The 17505-nt window shown below is 70.2% G+C and carries 15 protein-coding genes; 7 read left to right on the top strand and 8 right to left on the bottom strand.

Features of this window, described 5'->3' with window-relative positions; genetic code table 11:
- Positions 1–108: 108 nt before the first annotated feature.
- Complete coding sequence (locus ABZS69_RS37735; RefSeq protein WP_355380552.1) at positions 109–1206, top strand: branched-chain amino acid aminotransferase; 1098 nt, start codon at positions 109–111, stop codon at positions 1204–1206.
- A gap of 38 nt (positions 1207–1244) precedes the next feature.
- Here ABZS69_RS37735 and ABZS69_RS37730 read toward each other — a convergent pair whose 3' ends face one another.
- Positions 1245–1889, bottom strand: a complete 645-nt coding sequence (locus ABZS69_RS37730; RefSeq protein WP_355380550.1) for an O-methyltransferase — start codon at positions 1887–1889, stop codon at positions 1245–1247.
- 59 nt (positions 1890–1948) lie between these two features.
- Between ABZS69_RS37730 and ABZS69_RS37725 the strand changes: the two genes are divergently transcribed.
- Together ABZS69_RS37725 and cimA are read left to right on the top strand one after the other, a co-directional pair.
- On the top strand, positions 1949–2593 hold the full coding sequence (locus tag ABZS69_RS37725; RefSeq protein ID WP_355380548.1) for a thioredoxin domain-containing protein: 645 nt from the start codon (positions 1949–1951) through the stop codon (positions 2591–2593).
- Positions 2594–2786: 193 nt separating this feature from the next.
- A complete protein-coding gene (gene cimA, locus ABZS69_RS37720; RefSeq protein WP_355380546.1) occupies positions 2787–4364 on the top strand; it encodes a citramalate synthase in 1578 nt (525 codons plus the stop codon).
- A gap of 284 nt (positions 4365–4648) precedes the next feature.
- Here the strand turns inward: cimA and ABZS69_RS37715 are convergent, their stop codons facing one another.
- A complete protein-coding gene (locus ABZS69_RS37715) occupies positions 4649–6028 on the bottom strand; it encodes a serine hydrolase domain-containing protein (protein ID WP_355380544.1) in 1380 nt (459 codons plus the stop codon).
- Between the two features lie 206 nt (positions 6029–6234).
- On the opposite strand from ABZS69_RS37715, the gene ABZS69_RS37710 reads away from it, so the two are divergent.
- Positions 6235–6822, top strand: coding sequence for a GNAT family N-acetyltransferase (locus tag ABZS69_RS37710; protein ID WP_355380542.1), 588 nt, complete (start codon positions 6235–6237; stop codon positions 6820–6822).
- A gap of 581 nt (positions 6823–7403) precedes the next feature.
- Here the strand turns inward: ABZS69_RS37710 and ABZS69_RS37705 are convergent.
- The 6 genes from ABZS69_RS37705 to ABZS69_RS37680 form a co-directional block, all read right to left on the bottom strand.
- Positions 7404–8555 carry an acyltransferase family protein gene (locus ABZS69_RS37705; RefSeq protein ID WP_355380540.1) on the bottom strand — a complete coding sequence of 384 codons (1152 nt, stop codon included), beginning with the start codon at positions 8553–8555 and terminating at the stop codon, positions 7404–7406.
- A 127-nt stretch (positions 8556–8682) separates the two neighbouring features.
- Positions 8683–9837, bottom strand: a complete 1155-nt coding sequence (locus ABZS69_RS37700) for an alpha/beta hydrolase (RefSeq protein WP_355380538.1) — start codon at positions 9835–9837, stop codon at positions 8683–8685.
- A 12-nt stretch (positions 9838–9849) separates the two neighbouring features.
- The gene (locus ABZS69_RS37695) at positions 9850–11268 is read right to left on the bottom strand and encodes a S41 family peptidase (protein WP_355380536.1); all 1419 of its coding nucleotides are present in this window, start codon (positions 11266–11268) and stop codon (positions 9850–9852) included.
- The gene (locus ABZS69_RS37690) at positions 11265–12317 is read right to left on the bottom strand and encodes an ABC transporter permease (RefSeq protein WP_355380534.1); all 1053 of its coding nucleotides are present in this window, start codon (positions 12315–12317) and stop codon (positions 11265–11267) included. Before ABZS69_RS37690 ends, ABZS69_RS37695 begins: the two co-directional genes overlap by 4 nt.
- Positions 12314–13201 carry an ABC transporter ATP-binding protein gene (locus tag ABZS69_RS37685; RefSeq protein ID WP_355380532.1) on the bottom strand — a complete coding sequence of 296 codons (888 nt, stop codon included), beginning with the start codon at positions 13199–13201 and terminating at the stop codon, positions 12314–12316. The genes ABZS69_RS37690 and ABZS69_RS37685 overlap by 4 nt, the downstream gene beginning before the upstream one ends.
- Positions 13198–13602, bottom strand: coding sequence for a GntR family transcriptional regulator (locus ABZS69_RS37680; protein WP_355380530.1), 405 nt, complete (start codon positions 13600–13602; stop codon positions 13198–13200). The genes ABZS69_RS37685 and ABZS69_RS37680 overlap by 4 nt, the downstream gene beginning before the upstream one ends.
- 329 nt (positions 13603–13931) lie before the next feature.
- On the opposite strand from ABZS69_RS37680, the gene ABZS69_RS37675 reads away from it, so the two are divergent.
- Genes ABZS69_RS37675 through ABZS69_RS37665 form a run of 3 tightly spaced genes read left to right on the top strand, consistent with a single transcriptional unit; the run spans position 13932 to position 17493 of the window.
- Positions 13932–15533 (top strand): DHA2 family efflux MFS transporter permease subunit, encoded by a 1602-nt coding sequence (locus ABZS69_RS37675; RefSeq protein ID WP_355380528.1) that lies wholly within the window; start codon positions 13932–13934, stop codon positions 15531–15533.
- 39 nt (positions 15534–15572) lie between these two features.
- Entirely contained in the window at positions 15573–16769 is a 1197-nt protein-coding gene (locus ABZS69_RS37670) for a sensor histidine kinase (protein WP_355380526.1), read from the top strand.
- Positions 16770–16797: 28 nt separating this feature from the next.
- Positions 16798–17493, top strand: a complete 696-nt coding sequence (locus tag ABZS69_RS37665; RefSeq protein WP_355380524.1) for a response regulator transcription factor — start codon at positions 16798–16800, stop codon at positions 17491–17493.
- Positions 17494–17505 lie beyond the last annotated feature (12 nt).

The following is a 17505-nucleotide window of genomic DNA, read 5'->3' as shown; positions in this document are numbered from 1 at the left end:
CGAGACAATAGGAAGTACGGGACTGTCCTCCGGGCAGTCCCGCCCATCAGCACCGATCCACAGATTTCTGTAGATTTGGGCAGATTCGCAGAGAGAAGGACCGACGTCATGACCATCGCTCAGAAGCTCAGCTTCGACGTGCAGCTATCCGACCACGCTCGCACCGCGGCCGAGCGGGAGCAGGTACTGGCGAACCCCGGCTTCGGGCAGACCTTCACGGATCACATGATCTCGATCGACTACACCGACGGGCAGGGCTGGCACGACGCCAGGCTGGTGCCGTACGGCCCGCTCTCGCTCGACCCGGCCACCTCGGTCTTCCACTACGCGCAGGAGCTGTTCGAGGGGCTGAAGGCCTATCGCCAGACCAACGGCTCGATCGTGACGTTCCGCCCGTACGCGAACGCCGCCCGCTTCAACCAGTCCGCGGCCCGGATGGCCATGCCGGAGCTGCCGGAGGAGGCGTTCGTCGAGTCGCTCGAACTCCTCGTGGAGACCGACAAGGACTGGGTGCCCACGACCGAGGGGCACAGCCTCTACCTGCGCCCCTTCATGATCGCCACCCAGGCGGGGCTCGGGGTCAACTACCCGTCGAAGTCGTACAAGTACATGGTCATCGCCTCCCCGGCGGCCTCGTACTTCACGGGTGGGCTCAAGCCCGTCTCCGTCTGGCTGTCCACCGAGTACACGCGGGCCGCCCCCGGCGGCACGGGCTTCGCCAAGTGCGGCGGGAACTACGCGGCCGCGTTCGTCGCGCAGCGGCAGGCGGTGGAGAACGGCTGCGACCAGGTGGTGTGGCTGGACGCCCACGAGCACAAGTACGTCGAGGAGATGGGCGGGATGAACCTGTTCTTCGTCTTCGGCGACAAGCTCGTCACCCCCGCGCTGACCGGCACCCTGCTGCCCGGCATCACCAGGGACTCCATCCTGGCGCTGGCCGGTGACCTGGGCCTGGAGGCCGAGGAGCGCCTCATCTCGGTCGACGAGTGGCAGGCCGGGTGCGAGTCCGGGGAGCTCACCGAGGTGTTCGCGTGCGGGACGGCGGCCGTGGTCACGCCGGTGGGCACGGTGAAGGGCGCCGACCGCGCCTGGAGCGTCGCCGACGGCAACCCCGGCCCGGTGACGCTGCGGGTGCGCGAGGAGCTGGTGGGCATCCAGTACGGCGCCCGCCCCGACACCCACAACTGGATCCACAAGATCGTCTAGTAGGGCCGGCCGGGTCCGCGAGGGCCCGGCCGCCCCGCCTAGTTCTTCCTGATCAGGGTCATCCCGTCCGCGACCGGCAGCATGAGCACGGTCACCCGCGGATCGTCCATCACCAGGTCGTTGAACTGCCGGATCTCCACGGTGGTCTGCTCCTCGTGCGCCGGGTCCGCCACGTGGCCCCTGCGCAGGGTGTTGTCCGCCACGATCAGCCCGCCGGGCCGCAGGCGCTCCATGAGCAGCTCGTAGTAGCCGGGGTAGTTGCCCTTGTCGGCGTCGAGGAAGGCCAGGTCGACGGTCTGGTCGAAGGCGGCGAGCGTCTCCAGCGCGGGCCCGAGCGTGAGCGTCACGCGGTCGTCCACCCCGGCCGCGCGCCAGTAGCGGCGGGCGATGGAGGTCCACTCCTCGCTCACGTCGAAGCAGTGCAGCCGCCCGCCGGACAGGCCCCTGGCGATGCAGACGGACGAGTAGCCGGTGAACGTCCCCACCTCGACGACCACCTGCGGCGCCACGAGCTGGGTGATCATGGTCAGGAAGGTGCCCTGGTCGGGGGAGATCTGCATCCCGGCGGCGTCCCCGGTGGCCTGGGCCGTCTCCTTGGCCAGCTCGTCCAGCAGGGGGTCGGGCGGCGTGGTGTGGGCAGAGACGTATCGTGCTACAGCGGGATCGAGGAGGTATGCCTTCATATGTCCATTCTTCCGACATCGGATAGGGTCTGCGCGATCAACGAGGTGAGAGTGGGCTGATGATGAAGCGGTTGCTGGCGGTGGCGCTCGCGTGCGTGGCCATCGCCGTACTCGGGGTGCTGTCGTTCTCGGAGCCGGGCCGGTCGTCCGAGGGGGTGCGGCTGACCCGGCAGGTGGACGGTTCGATGGTCCTCGCCGACCGGGGCGGCGACGCCCCCGTGCTGGACCTGTACGAGGACTTCGACTGCCCGGTCTGCAGGGACCTGCACGCCAAGGTAGACGGCACCATCAGGAAACTCGCCATGGAGGGCAAGGTCAAGGTCGTCTTCCACCCGGTGACGATCTTCCAGGACGAGCCCATGCGCTCGAACTCCGTCCGCGCCGCCGCTGCCGCCCGCTGCGTCCCCGAGGAGAACTGGCTCACCTTCAGGGACGAGCTGTACGCCATGCAGCCCGCGCCGCACGGCAAGGCGTCCGGATTCGCCGTCGAGGACCTGGTCAAGGCCGCCCGGCAGGCGGGGGCGTCGGTGGACGAGTGCGTCAGGTCGCAGTCGTACGCTCAGGCCCATCTGGAGGAGACCGCGAAGGTACGGCTCCAGGGCACGCCCACGGTGCTGCTCAACGGGCAGCTGCTGGGCGACGAGGTGTTCGACCCGGCCACGCTCGAGCGCGTCATCACAGGTGGAGACGGTGTCACCGTGTAAAGGCTTGTCCCAGAAGCTGAGATCGATGTGCCAGATGGTGAAAGCATGTGGCAGACTGGGCGGCACCATGTTCTACGGTCTGCTCATTATCAGCAGGCGCGCTGGCTGACAAAGGACACCGCCAGCGCGCAGACCTCTCACGTCCGTGAGGGGTCTTTTTGCTTTCCAGAGGACTTCCAGAGAAGAGAGACTCATGGCCGACGACCGCTTCCACGTATACGACACGACGCTGCGTGACGGCGCTCAGCAGGAGGGGCTCAACCTCACCGTCGCCGACAAGCTCGCTGTCGCGCGTCACTTGGACGGCCTGGGCGTCGGTTTCATCGAGGGGGGCTGGCCGGGCGCCAACCCCAAGGACACAGAGTTCTTCAGGCGTGCTCGAACGGAGCTCGACCTGAAGCATGCGCAACTCGCCGCGTTCGGTGCGACCCGCCGGGCCGGTGTGAAGGCAGCCGACGACCCATTGGTGGCCGCATTGCGCGAATCCGGCGCGCCGGTCGTGACCCTTGTCGCCAAGAGTCACGACCGGCACGTGGAGCTGGCCCTCCGCACGACTCTCCAGGAGAACCTCGCGATGATCCGCGACACGGTCTCTCACCTTCGTGCGGGGGGACAGCGAGTCTTCCTCGACGCCGAGCACTTCTTCGACGGTTACAAGTCCAACCCAGCCTACGCGCTCGAAGTCCTGCGGACCGCCGCCGAGGCCGGGGCCGACGTCATCGCCCTGTGCGACACGAACGGCGGCATGCTCCCCGACGAACTCGCCGAGATCGTCCACGAGGCCGTCCAGACCAGCGCCCGCGTCGGCATCCACTGCCACGACGACACCGGCTGCGCCGTCGCCAACACCCTGGCCGCCGTCAGGGCCGGGGCCACGCACGTCCAGGGCTGCGCGAACGGCTACGGTGAGCGCTCCGGCAACGCCAACCTCTTCACGGTCGTGGCGAACCTCCAGCTCAAGCGCGGCTTCGACCTCGTCCCCGAGGCGGCGCTGGCCGACATGACCCGCATCGCCCACGCGATCACCGAGGTCACCAACGTCACCCCCAACTCCCACGCCCCGTACGTCGGCACCTCCGCCTTCGCCCACAAGGCCGGCCTGCACGCCAGCGCCATCAAGGTCGACCCCAACCTCTACCAGCACATCGACCCCGCAGCCGTCGGCAACGACATGCGCATGCTCGTCTCCGACATGGCCGGCCGCGCCTCGGTCGAGCTCAAGGGCCGCGAACTCGGCTACGACCTCACCCCCGACCACACCAAGACCCTGGTCTCGCGGGTCAAGGACCTGGAGTCGCGCGGGTTCACCTTCGAGGCCGCGGACGCGTCGTTCGAGCTGCTGCTGCGCGACACCGTGCACGGGGAGCGCAAGCGCCACTTCGAGGTCGAGTCGTGGCGCGTGATCGTGGAGCGCACGAAGGGCGGCGAACTGGTCAGCGAGGCCACCGTCAAGCTCCACGCCAAGGGCGAGCGCATCGTCGCCACGGGCGAGGGCAACGGCCCCGTCAACGCCCTGGACAAGGCCGTGCGGCTGGCCCTTGAGAAGCTGTACCCCGAGCTGGCCAAGCTGGAGCTGGTGGACTACAAGGTCCGCATCCTCGAGGGCACCCACGGGACGGGCGCCATCACCCGCGTCCTCATCACCTCCAGCGACGACACGTCCGAGTGGGCCACGGTCGGGGTGGCGGAGAACATCATCGACGCGTCCTGGCAGGCACTCGAGCAGGCGGTCACGTACGGCCTCCTCCGCGCCGGCCACGAAACCGCCTGAGCGGGGTTTCCCGACCCCCGAAAGGCATGGCCTTCCACGATGGGGGCGCTCCGCGCCAAGGGGTTCCAGACAGCGTTTCCCAGGGGGGCTCGCGCCCCCCTTCGACCCCCCGAAACCCCCGTCCGTTGCCCGGTTACCCGGTGGGTTCGCTGGAGCCCACCCCAAACCCGCGCAGGTGCGCACCACATTGGGCCAACTCGGATGAGTGCCCACAGGCGTCCCGGTCGGCCGTCGGCGACGGTGTCACCGCCACGTCGGGTGACGGGACATCCCGTAGCCGACACCTACGCGACGTCGGGCCGTGTCATCAGCGGCGACCGCACATGCAACGCCAGACTGGGGCTGGTCAGGGGCACGGTGTTCCACGTCGCCACCGCTGTCCCCGCCTCGGCGTCGACCACCAGCCGAACCCGGTGCGGGGTGGTGATGACGTAAAGCTCGGCGACGAACGTGCTGCCCTGCCAGGCGCCGGCCGCGACGACAGGGCGGCCGAGCGGCGAACTTTCCCGCCATTCGCCATGGCCGACCTCGACGTTGAGGAACGACCCGAATCGCAGGAGCCACCCACCGTCCACGGGATCGACGATCACCGTGGTGCCGTCGGGCAGAGCCGAATCCTCGGCGGCGGCGGCGAGTCTCGCCTTGGTGGAACGCCCCGGGGCGGCCGAACCCGGCACCGGCGCGAATGACAGCCGCCGCAGCCGATCGGCGAGGATCTCGTCGTCCCGGGTGCTTCCCGCGTGGTCCATACCGGGCAGCAGGCACTCCCATATTGCGTCGAGCATTGCCTGTGCCTGCGAATGGGCGCCGGTCACGGCGACCACGAGATCGTGCGACGGGACGACCACGCATTGCTGGCCGAAGGCGCCGTTACCGTGGTAACCGTGACGCGACATCCAGAACTGGTAACCGTAACCGCAAAGGTAGTCGGCGTCCCCCGATCCGTCCTCGAACGGCAGGGTATCGATGTGCCGTCTGGTCGCGAGCTCCACCCATTCGCGCGGGACGAGCCGCCGGTCGCCCCAACGGCCTTCGCGCAGCAGCAGCTCACCGAAGGCGGCGACGGCCTCGGTCGTGAGGTGCAGTCCGTGGAATCCGAAGGCGGCACCGCTGGCCACCCGGTCCCATTCGGCGTGGTCGACGCCCATCGGCTTGAGGAGGCGCTCGTCGAGCAGCTCCGGGAGGCCGCGGCCCGTGACTCGTTCCACCATCCGGGCCAGGACGAAGGTGGTCGGATTGTCGTAGGCGTGCCGTGTTCCCTCGGCCTCGGGAAACGGTACGCGCAGGAAGCCCTTCACCAGGTCGTCCGGTTCCAGCTGCCAGGCCTCGGCGAGGCTGTCCGTACGGTGTCCGGCCGTCATGGACAGCAAGTGGTGAACGGTGAGGCGGCGTCCCTGCTCCGAGATGTCGGCCGGAACGTGGTCGGGCAACACGTCCACCACCCGATCGTCCAGCGAAAGCAGCCCGTCGGCGATCGCGAGCCCCACGGCGACCGAGGTGAACGACTTGGTCAGCGAGTAGAGAAGGTGCGGGCGTTCGGCCGAGTACGGTGCCCACCAGCCTTCGGCGACGACGTGACCGTGGCGTACGACCATGATGGAGTGACACTCGACGGATTGAGCTTCGAGCCGGTCCAGCAGCGCGGCAACCGCGCGGGACGACATCCCTGACGCGGCCGGTGTCGACCGCGGCAGCAGGGCGCGCTGAGAAGGCATCTCGGCACCCTAACAAAACCGACCCAAAGCGGCCATCGAGGAGGCGGGCCTGTCGTTCATCCTCGGTATGGAGATCCACGCCTGCTGCCTCGCACCCGACGATCCAGCACAAAGTGCCTGATCACGTAGGAGATGCGGGTGTTATCGTCCATCGCATGACCGAACTGATCGCCCCCGCGGCACGGCTGCATTCCTCGTGGCTCGCAGCCCGTGACGAGTGGCCGCCCGGTGCTCACCAGGACGGTGCCGGCCTGCGGCTGGTTGCCGACGATGACCTCAACAGCCCGGAAGGGTTCGCCTCGTGGGTCGAGCGACTGCGCCGGCAGTCAGACCGGTCGCTGCCCGTCGGGGAAGGACGCGTCCACGCCACCCACTGGTGGATCGTCGACGGCGAGACCTATCTCGGAGCCATCGACCTCCGACACTATCTGAACGCCTTTCTGCTGGAAGGCGGCGGACATATCGGCTACAGCATTCGTCCCTCCGCCAGAAGACGAGGGCTGGCCACGTGGGCGCTGGGAGCGGTTCTGGTCAAGGCGCCGGCGCTTGGCCTGGACCGAGTCCTTCTCACCTGTGACGAGGGCAACGTCGGTTCGGCGCGCACCATCGAAAGCAACGGCGGCGTCCTGGAAGATGTGCGCGGCACCGAGATCGGGATCAAGCGCCGCTATTGGATCGCTCTCGATGACGCTGGTCACAGCCACTCATCGATGGCCGCGACGAAGACGTCCCGACAGGCGTGAGCGATGCCGGGCGCATCGATGGAGAGGTGGTCCAGTGACTGCTGTCCCGACGCGTGACGGGGTATGAGCCGCTGTCCGGGTTCGCGGCCAACACGGTCGCCGTAGTGACCCTGGAGTCCGGTTCGCGCGTTGTCTTCAAGGCCGCCGCCGCGCGTGCGGTCGAGGTGGAGCTGTGGGCCCTGCGGTCCATGTCGGAGAGGGGCATTCCGGTCCCCGAGCTCATCGCCGGAGCGCCGGACGCGGAGATCCCGTACCTGGTGACGCGACTCGTCTCGGGTGAGCCGGGGGTCGCGACGCTCAAGGCGGCGGCCGAGGTGGGACGGCTGCTGCGCGCTGTGCGCGCCGTTCCCGTCGAGGAGGCGGGCTTTTTCAAGGAGGCGTCCAGCTCACCGCCGTGCGCCGGTGAGGGGTCATGGGCGGGGCCGGCGGATCGGCTTGACCCTGTCGCCGCCGCCGGCCCATGGCTGGACCTGGCCAGGATGGAGCTGCGTGAGCCCGGTTTGCGGCGCGCGATGCTCCACGCGTACTTCCCCGAGGGCGTCCCGGCTGACAAGCTTCGCCCCATCCCCTCGCCCCAGGTCTCAGAGCACGCGGCGGACGCCGGGGAGCCGGCGGATCGGGCCGGCGAGGGCGAAACACGCAGGGAGCGCCACGACGGCCGCGATCGCGAACTTCGCCAGGGTCGGCAGGGCCAGTGCGCCGAGGGCGTAACCCGCCGCCGTCACCACGAACGCGTGGATCACGTACACGGTGAACGCGTGACCGGACAGGTACCGGCGCAGCCGCCCCTGGGCGTTCAGCCGGCTCCGGAACAGGGTGAGCAGCGCGAGAACGACGCCGACCGCGAACGTGGAGTCCCACAGCGCGAAGAACAGCGAGCTCGCGGTCCCGTGCCCGAGCCACGCGTCCGCCCCGCCGGCCAGCGCGAGCGGGAGGAACACCACGGTGGCGCCGACGGCCATGGCGAGCCCGGCCCAGCCCATGCGGGCGGTGGTGGCGTGGAACCAGCCGCGCCGGTACGCCACGGTCCCCAGGATGAAGAAGCTGACGTACTGCGGAAGGTAGGCGCTGGTCGGGAAGTCGACGACCGGCACCCAGAAGCCCTGCGGGATCACGATCCGCAGCGCGTACGTCGCCAGGGCCAGCACCAGCACGAACCCGATCACCGCCGGGAACGCGGGCGACCGGGGGTCCCGGCCGCGCGGCACACGCCTCCGGGTCGCCAGGCGCCAGGCGGCGTAGGTCCCGTCGAAGACGAGCAGCGCGAGCACGAACCACAGGGGCCCGGTGCCGATGGTGTTCAGGTAGGTGTCGAGCGGCGAGCCGCCCTGGTAGGAGGCCAGGCCCAGGATCGGGTTGAGCACGAAGTAGAACACCAGCAGCGGGATCCCCAGGCGGATCAGCCGGTCGCGGAGGAAGGCGCGCGGGCCCTTGCGGTCGTACGACCCGGGCGCGAAGTAGCCGGAGAGCAGGAAGAACGCGCCCATGAACCACGCCTGGTCGATCTGCAGGAAGACCAGCAGCCCGAGCCCGACGGCTCCGCTGGTCGGCTGTTCGGTGTAGTACCAGAGCGGGAGGCCGCTGTAGATGATCGCGGTGTGGTGCAGGACCACCAGCGCGGTCAGCAGGATCCGCAGGTTGTCCACGAACCACAGCCGCGGCGGCGACCCGGTGCTCTGGCCGGGCGACGCGCCGGAATGCGCCGCTGCGGCCGGGTGATCGGTGGTTGCCATGTCTCGCTCTTCCTTCACGTCGTCGGTCGTGGTGTCGACGTTAGGAAGCGGACGACGGGCGCGGTATGGGGCAGGACGTACAGGTGGGTGGAGCTAGACCCACTTCCGTGGTGTACCGAGCTGCACGTCAGGATCGACCGCAGGTCGCGGAGCAGAATTCGACCTCGGGGTAGCGTGATGACGGCTTGTCCAGAAGGGGCTGCCGCTGCCCTTTCAGGTGCTGGTCGAGGAAGGCCGCCACGTACGTGCGGGTGAGCTCGGCGCCGCGCGCCGCGGGCAGGACGCCGTAGGCGGGCTTGATGCCGAGCGAACCTGTCAGCAGCGGGCCGTCGGTGAAGGACTGGTGGTCCGCGCCTGACACCACGAGCCAGCGCTTCCACCCGGTGAGCAGTTTCCAGTCGCGGTCCCACGAAGTGTCGCGGCCTCCGGGGACGTGCTCCGCCGAGCCCAGGAACATGAACGGCCGGGAGAACCCGCTCTTGGGGATCCGGGCGTAGGTGGTGCCGTCCAGGTCGATCCCGGCTCGCACCCGGGGGTCCTTCACCATGGTCGCCATGGCGCCGGCCCCGCCGATCGACTGGCCGACCATGGCGATGCGGGAGCGGTCGATCCGGTCGGAACCATCCCATTTCGAGGGCAGTTGGTCGAGCACGAAGGAGACGTCGGCCGCCCGGCCCGCGACCACCCCCGTGCCGAAGCCGGGGTCGGTGTCGCTGTCGCAGGCGAGGCATTCGGCGACCCGACCGTCGGGGAAGGCCGTGACGTAGCTCTCGTAGGTGTGGTCGATCCCGGCCACGACGTACCCGCGGCCGGCCAGGTCCTCGGCCAGGGAGGTGAGCGTGCTCATCGGCTTGGTGAAGCCGGGGGAGAGCACCACCAGCGGCAGCTTCTCGCCTGTGGGTTCGGCGTCCTTGACGGCGTTCGTACGGGTCCTGCTCAGCGTGTCGTACGGGACGCCCGCGATCCTCAAGCCCTTCAGCAGGAGCTCCGATTCCTTCGGCGTCATGTACGGCGCCCGCTCACCGTCCTTCTGCTTGGTCGGGTACCACAGGGTGACCTTGAGCTCCCTGGCGTCGACGTCGAGGTTCCAGGGGTCGGGGCGGGAGGTGTCCTTCAGGTACAGAGCGGTGGTGCCGACCGGGTGGGCGCCCGTCGGGGCGGGCAGGGCGGCCGGGCCGGCGGGGGTGGGTGACGGAGCCGCGGACCGGGGCGGCGTGGGTGCGGAGCAGGCGGATGCGACGAGGACGGCCAGTCCCGCGGCGACTGCCAGGATCTGTCTCATGAGCGTCCAACCTCACTTGTGCAGCAGGGTCAGGGCCTTGGCCAGGGCGGGGTCACGCCCGGTGGCCGCGTCCTCGGGGGTCAGGGGCACGTAGTGGTCGGGTGGCACGCCGATCCGGTCGATCACCTCGCGGTCGGGCCCCAGGTGGTGCCTCGTCGGGAAGCTGAGGAGGGTGTTGTTGCCGAGCAGGTACGCCTGCGCCGGGCCGGAGATGACCCCGGCGGTCCTGGTGCCGATCAGCCGGCCGAGGCGCAGGTCCTTGACCGCGGAGCTGAAGTGTTCGCAGGCCGAGGCGCAGCTGCGGTCGGTGAGCACCATCAGCGGCAGGCCGAGCAGTTCGACGGTGTCGTCGGTCCGCATGGCCTCGCATCTGTTGTCCGCGGTGCACTGGTAGGCGGTGATCTTGCCGTGGCCGAACGCGCTCACCAGCCGGATCGCCTCCGTGGGGCTGCCGCCGCCGTTGCCGCGCAGGTCCAGCACGATGCCGGTGAGCGTCCGGCCGGTGCGCAGCCTGGAGATCGCCCGCAGGGCCCGGTCCGCGGAGTCGGGGGCGAAGCCGCGCAGCCGTACGTAGGCGATGTCGTCGTCGAGCAGCTTCGACTGCACTACTTGCAGGGTGGCCAGGTCCTGCTGGTAGAGGCCGGGTTTGAGCGTCACGCTCCAGCGGCGGCCGGTGCTCTGCCGCAGCAGCCGCAGCCGGACCGGGTGCGCCTCCGGATACTGCGGGTAGAGGGCGGCGATCGCGGGGGTGGCCTGCCCGTCGATGAAGGGCGCCGATCCGTTGACCGATTCGATGACGTCGCCCGGTCGCAGCCCGGCGGCCTGCGCCGCGCCGCCCGGCACGGTGGTGACGAACAGCGGGGCGAGGGCGACGCCGGGGTTGCCCTCGACCTGCGGGCCGTTGACGTTCGCCTGGAGCCCCAGACCGTAGCCGTCGCCGTCGTAGTAGTCGGGGGGTCGCTTGACGTCGTGCGCCCAGCGGGCGTGGTTGTCACCGAGGGCGGCCACCATCGCTTCGAGGGTGACGACGGCCAGCTTGTCCCGAAGGTCGGGGACCTGGTCGGTGGTCTTGCGATAGACCGCCTCGAAGGCGGCCCAGTCGGCCTTCCGGTCGCCGGTCAGCGCCGGCATGGTCGCCTCGGGCACGTCGCGCCCGTCGCGGTTGAGCTCCTGGGTCAGGGCGGTGAATCCGGTGGACAGCAGGGCGCGGGCGTCCAGGGTGGCGCCGCTGTAGTAGTTGCCGAGGATGCAGAAGTACGCCTGCTCGATGACGTCGATCGTGGTGGGAGTCTCCGCCCCGGGCGCTCCTTGGGGCCGTGCGCAGGCCGTGCTGGCCGCCGTGCTCGCCTGGCTGCGCGGCGGGGTCGGCGCCGTGCAGGCGGCCACGAGGAGGAGGGTGAGCCCGGCGGCCGCGGTCCTGATCACGGTCATGACAGGCGCCTCCGGATCCACCAGAAGGACAACCACGTGAGGCCGAGGGTGAGCAGGGCGTAGATCCCGGTCTCGATCCACTGGAAGGGCCAGAATCGCTCAAGGGGCTGGTAGGTCGCCTTCTGCCGGTAGCCGAGCCGGTTGATCTCCGCCGGGCACGCGCCCATCGCCGCCGACGGCGACGGTGCGCAGGGCCCCGACGTCGTCGAGATCTGGACGATCCCGATTCCGGGCTCGGGGCCGGCGACCGGACGTCCGGACGGATCGACGAGGTCGTTGGACAGGACCCAGGCGCCCGCGTCGCCGGGAACAGCCGCATTCAGGCGAATCTCCACGCGTCCGCCTTGGTCCCGGTTTATGCCGATACCGTCCACGTTCGTCTCGCTGAGCTCGAAGGCCGAGGTGACCGGGGCCATCAGGTGGGGCCGGACCAGCAGCGGCATGGCGAGCTGGATCGCGGCGAAGACGGCCAGCGTGAGGGCCATGGCGGGCAGGGTGCGGCGCACCAGCATGCCCACGGTCACGCCAAGGACGAAGGCGAACGCCGCATACCCCATCGGGGCGATGCCGCGCGCGCCGAACACCAGGGGAGCCATCAGGGCCAGGTCGCCAGGGGCCGACTTGTCCAGGGGATCGGACCACCAGGTCACCACGAGGCCGCACAGGCCGGCGGCGGCCATGGCGACCAGGCCGGTGAACCCGAGCTTGACCGCCAGCCAGCGGCCGCGGGTGATGCTCTGGTTCCACACCAGCAGGTGCGTGCCGGTCTCCAGCTCGCGGGTGATCAACGGTGCTCCCCAGAAGAGCCCGACGACAGCGGGCAGGAGCAGCACGATGAGGCTGACGGCCATGAAGGGCATGTCGTGCGCGCCGAAGAACCGGTCGTAGAAGCGGCCGCAGGTGTCGTCCTGAGTGCAGGCGGCGATGCCGGTGGAGTAGTCGGAGGCCAGGTCCGGGCCGGTCAGGGCCAGGGCGGTGGCGAGGATGACGAGCAGGGCGGCCGTCATCGCGGCCGAGCCGCGGAGCTGGCGCCAGGTCAGCCAGATCATCGCTGCACCTCCAGGGCGACCCGGTTCTCGGCGGTGCGCTTGTCCATGTAGGCCAGGACGACGTCCTCCAGGCTGAGCCGGCTGACCGTCCAGGCTGGGTCGTGGATCGGGCCGTCCGTACGGATCACGAACGTGCTCTGCCGCTCGGTGTGCCGCGCGGAGATCACCTGCTGGTCGGCGGGGAGCCGGTCGGGATCGCGGCGCGGGCCGGTGAGCCGGTGATGGGTGGCCAGCAACTGGTCGACCTCCCCGGCGACCTGGACGCGGGAGTCCACGAGCACGATCAGGAAGTCGCAGACCCGTTCCAGGTCGGAGACCAGGTGGGAGGAGAGCAGCACGCTCAGCTTGTGCTCGACCGTGGCCTCCATCAGCCCTTGCAGGAACTCGCGGCGGGCCAGCGGGTCGAGCGAGGCGACCGGCTCGTCCAGGATCAGCAGCTCGGGCCGTTTGGCCAGGCCGAGGGTGAGGGCGAGCTGGGCGCGCTGGCCGCCCGACAGCTTGCCCGCCCGCTGGGCGGGGAGGAGTCCGAGTCGCGCGATGCGCTCCCGCGCCACCACGGAGTCCCAGCGGGGGTTGAGCCGGGCTCCCAACCGCAGGTGATCGGCGACGGTCAGGCCCGCGTAGACGGGCGTGTCCTGGGCGACGAACCCGACCCTGGCCAGCTGCGCGGGCGTGCTCCCCGGCCGGCCGCCCAGCACGGTGATGCCGCCCGCCGTGGGCTCCAGCTGGCCGCCGGCCAGCTTCAGCAGCGTGGTCTTGCCGGCCCCGTTGGGACCCACCAACCCCACGACGTGGCCCGCCGGGATGTCGATGGTGCACTCGCGCAGCGCCCAGCGCCTGCCGTACTTCTTGCCCAGTGCCTGGGCCTCCAAGACAGAGCTCACGCTATGTCCTCCTGTGCGGTGGTCCGAAAGGTGGCCATGAACAGGGCCTCGATGCTCTCGTCGTCGAGGCCGGCCCTGCGGGCCTTGGTCAGCCAGCGCCGCAGCTCCAGCCGCAGCGGACCGTGCGCGGCCAGCGAGGTGTCGGTCAGCGTCGCCGTCACGAACGTCCCCACCCCCGGCCGGGCGGCGACCAGGCCCTCGTGTTCGAGCTCCCGGTAGGCCTTCAGGACGGTGTTGGCGTTGATCGCCAGATGCGCCACGACCTCCTTGACGGTCGGCAGCTGGTCGCCCTCGCGCAGGAGCCCGAGCCGTAGCGCGTGCCGTACCTGCTGGACCAGCTGCTGGTACGGCGAGAGGCCGGACTTGGCATCCAGATGGAACTCGATCACCAGCTTCTCCATTTATCTAGCTTGCTAGCACTATAGATACCTACATGTTAGAGGATCATAAGGATCTCCGGCACACCGTGCTAATCTCAGATTCGGCTTCTCACCGTTGGGCTTTCCGCCTCGCCAACCAGCTTCACCCGGGTCCAGATGACGCGGGGAAGGTGGAAGCCACTCAACGCATCCTGGGAAAAGGGTGTTCTGTTGTGGTGGCGAAGCGTGTTCTCCCCGAGTCCGGAGGGTCTGCCCGGGACCGTCTTCCTGCGTCGGCGCCGCTCTGTCGGCTGCGGCCCGATCCGCGTCACCGCCCAGCAGCGCCGGATTCCCGCAGGGAGGTCTCCGGAGTGCCGGAAGTCAAATCCACCGAACGACAGGCCACGCGACGTCCGTGGCCGGTTCTCGCGATCATGTGCATCGGCTTCTTCATGTCGCTGCTCGACGGATCCATCGTCAACGTCGCCGTCCCCACGCTGATCCACGGCATCGGCGCCTCGTACGACCAGGTGCTGTGGGTCATCGACGGCTACCTGCTCGTCTTCTCGGTGCTGCTGATCACCACGGGGCGGCTGGGGGACATCTACGGATACCGCCGGCTGTACGTGATCGGCATCGTCGTCTTCACCGTCGCCTCGGCGCTGTGCGGGCTGGCCGGCTCGGCGACCCAGCTCCTGGCCGCCCGGGCTTTGCAGGGCCTGGGCGGGGCACTGCTGTTCCCGCAGGTCATCTCGTCGATCCTGACGATCTTCCCGCCGCGACTGCGCGGCCGCGCGTTCGGCCTGTTCGGCGCGATCGTCGGCTTCGCGCCGGTCGCCGGCCCGGTCGTCGGCGGCTTCCTGCTCGCCCATCTCAGCTGGCGCTGGATCTTCTTCGTCAACGTCCCGATCGGGATCATCGCCGCCGTGCTGGCGCTGACCTTCGTGCCGCCCATGCGCTCGGGCCGTACCCACCGGCTCGACCTGGTCGGCGTCGCGCTGGCCACCGCCGGGCTGAGCGGCGTCGTGTTCGGCCTGATCGAGGGCGAACGCTACGACTGGGGCACGATCGCCGGCCCGATCGACATCACCTCGGTCATCGTGGCGGGCGTCGCGCTGCTGGTCGTGTTCGTCCTCTGGCAGCACCGGCGGCGCGAGGAGCCCCTGATGCCGCCCGCCCTGTTCCGCGCGCGCAACTTCGCGGTCGGCAACTGGGTCGGGTTCGTCTTCCAGCTCGGCATGATCGGCATCATGTTCGTGGTCGTGCTGTACCTGCAGCTGGCGCGGGGATACTCGGCGCTGGAGACCGGGCTGGTGGTGCTGCCGGGCGCCGTGCTCACCATGGCCGGCTCGGCGTACGCCGGACGGCTGTCGGACAGGTTCGGCGGCAAGTACGTGTTGGTGGTCAGCCTGACGTCGCTGGCCGCCGGCCTGCTGGTGCTCGTGGCCATGGTCGGCCCCGACGGCGGCGCGTGGAGCCTGCTGCCCGGTCTGACCATCGTCGGGATCGCCGGCGGCGCCACGTTCGCACCGCTGCAGCAGGCCACCATGGACGGCGTCGACCCACGGCTGGCCGGGGCGGCCTCCGGCGTCTCCGGCACCATCCGGCAGATCGGCGGCGTCCTCGGCACCGCCGTGCTGGGCGCCCTGCTGTCGGCCCGCCTGTCGTCGGCCCTGCGGGTCGAGGCCGAGCGGCGCGCCGGTCAGCTGCCGGAGAGTCTGCGCAGGCAGTTCGTCGACGGCAGCGCCGCCGCCGCGCGGCACTACAGCCCGCCCGCGCCGCCCGACGGCCTGGACCTCGCCACGGCCGGCCTGTACGAACGCGTCACCGCCGACACGTTCGCCAGCGGCTTCGTCCAGGCCATGCACACCACCCTCGTGGCGTGCGCCGTGGTCCTGGTGGCCGCCGCCCTGTTCTGCTTCCTGTTCAGCCCGCACGGGAAGCCGGCGACCGAGCCCGCGCCGCAGGACTAAGACGGGCCACGGCCACCGATACCTCATAAGGTGGGATTCATGGGGGTGCTCCGGGACGCGTGGTACGCCCGGGTGCCCCCATCACCCGGTACGAGCCGGCCGATGCTCCGCCGCCTGCCTTTCGTCGTGCTGACCGGGGCGCTGCTGATCTTCAGCCTGCTGTTCTTCGTCGTGAGCGCCGGGTTCGGGGTGCTCGCCGTCCCGGCCGCCGTCCTGCTCGCCGGACCGGTGTTCATGGCGTGGTACCGGCCGCTGCCCGCCTGGACGGCCATGGTGGCGGCCATGCCGGTGATCACCGGCCTCGGGCTCGCGCTGCACAGCCCGATCGTGCCGCAGCCGTGGCTGCTCGATCAGACGCTGGCCCAGCTCCCCGTCATGTACGCACTGGCGTTGTCGTCCTCCCGGCGCGTGACGATCGTCGCCGTCGTCGTCATGCTCGCGGTCGGGGTCGCCACGTCCGTGCCGCAGGACATGGCGCCGGACCGCGTGTCCAGAGGGCTGCTGGCCTGGACACTGGCGCTGCTGCTGGCCGTGGTCCTCGGCCGCGCGAGGCAGCTGAGGCGGCTGGCCACCTTACGCGTCGCCGACGAGCTCGGGCGGCGCCGGATCCTCGAGGAGCGGGCGCGGATCGCCAGGGAACTGCACGACGTGGTGGCCCACCACATGTCGGTGATCGCCGTACAGGCCGCCAGCGCGCCCTACCGGGTCGGCGACGGGGTGAGCGAGGAGGTCGCGGAGGAGTTCGCGGCCATCAACGCGGCCGCCCGCGAGTCCCTGCGCGACATGCGGCACCTGCTCGGCGCGCTGCGGGGCTCGGACGTCGAACCGGGGACCGCCCCGCAACCCGGGCTGGAGGATCTCGGCGCGCTCGCCGAATCGGTGCGCCGGGCGGGCGTGCCCGTCGAGCTCACCGTCCCCGATCCCGCCCCGCCCCTTTCTCCCGTCGAGTCCGTCACCGTCTACCGGATCGTCCAGGAGGCGCTGAGCAACGTCGTACGGCACGCGCCGGGAGCCAGGACCACCGTGTCGGTGCGCGCCGGGGCGGAGGCGGTGTCGCTCGCCGTGGACAACGAACCCCCCGCGAGCCCGTCCGGCACGGCGCAGCCGGGCTCGGGACTCGGGCTGATCGGGATGCGCGAACGCGTGGCGGTGCTCGGCGGCGACCTCACTGCGGCGGCGACGGACGCGGGCGGCTTCGCCGTACGGGCGCGGCTGCCACGGCGGGTGGACGAGTGACCCACGACATTGCCGAAGGAGGAGCCGAATGATCACGGTGCTGGTCGCCGACGACCAGGCGATGATCAGGGCCGGGTTCGCGGCCCTGCTCGCCGCGCAGCCCGACCTGCAGGTGGTGGGAGAGGCCGCGGACGGCCTGCAGGCGGTGGCGGCGGCGCGCGACCTGCGACCGGACGTCGTCCTCATGGACGTGCGCATGCCCAACCTCGACGGCCTGGAGGCGACCCGGCGCATCACCGGAGCGGGCGGCGACTCCAAGGTGATCATCCTCACCACCTTCGACATCGACGACTACGTCTACGCCGCCCTGCGCGGCGGGGCCAGCGGCTTCCTGCTCAAGGACGCGCCGCCGGCCGACCTCATCACCGCCGTACGCGTGATCGCCGCCGGCGAGGCGCTGCTCGCGCCCTCGGTCACCCGCAGGCTCATCGAGGAGTTCGCGGCCCGGCTGCCCATCGACGAGCGGGAGGCGCTGCGGCTGAACGCGCTGACCCCGCGCGAGCTGGACGTGCTCAGGCTGGTGGCGTCCGGGCTGGCCAACACCGAGATCGCCGGAGAGCTGACGATCGCGGAGGAGACCGTGAAGTCGCACGTCGGCCGGATCTTCACCAAGCTGGGCCTGCGCGATCGGGCGCAGGCGGTCGTGCTCGCCTACGAGAGCGGCCTGGTCGTGCCCGGCAATCCCACTCCGGGGGCACGCAGGGGCCCGCGACTGCGCTCCTGAGAGGGATTCGCC

The organism is Nonomuraea sp. NPDC005650, from assembly GCF_040605375.1.
Lineage (GTDB): Bacteria > Actinomycetota > Actinomycetes > Streptosporangiales > Streptosporangiaceae > Nonomuraea.
Note: the sequence above shows the minus strand (reverse complement) of the source record. Positions and strands in the feature narration are given on the sequence as shown.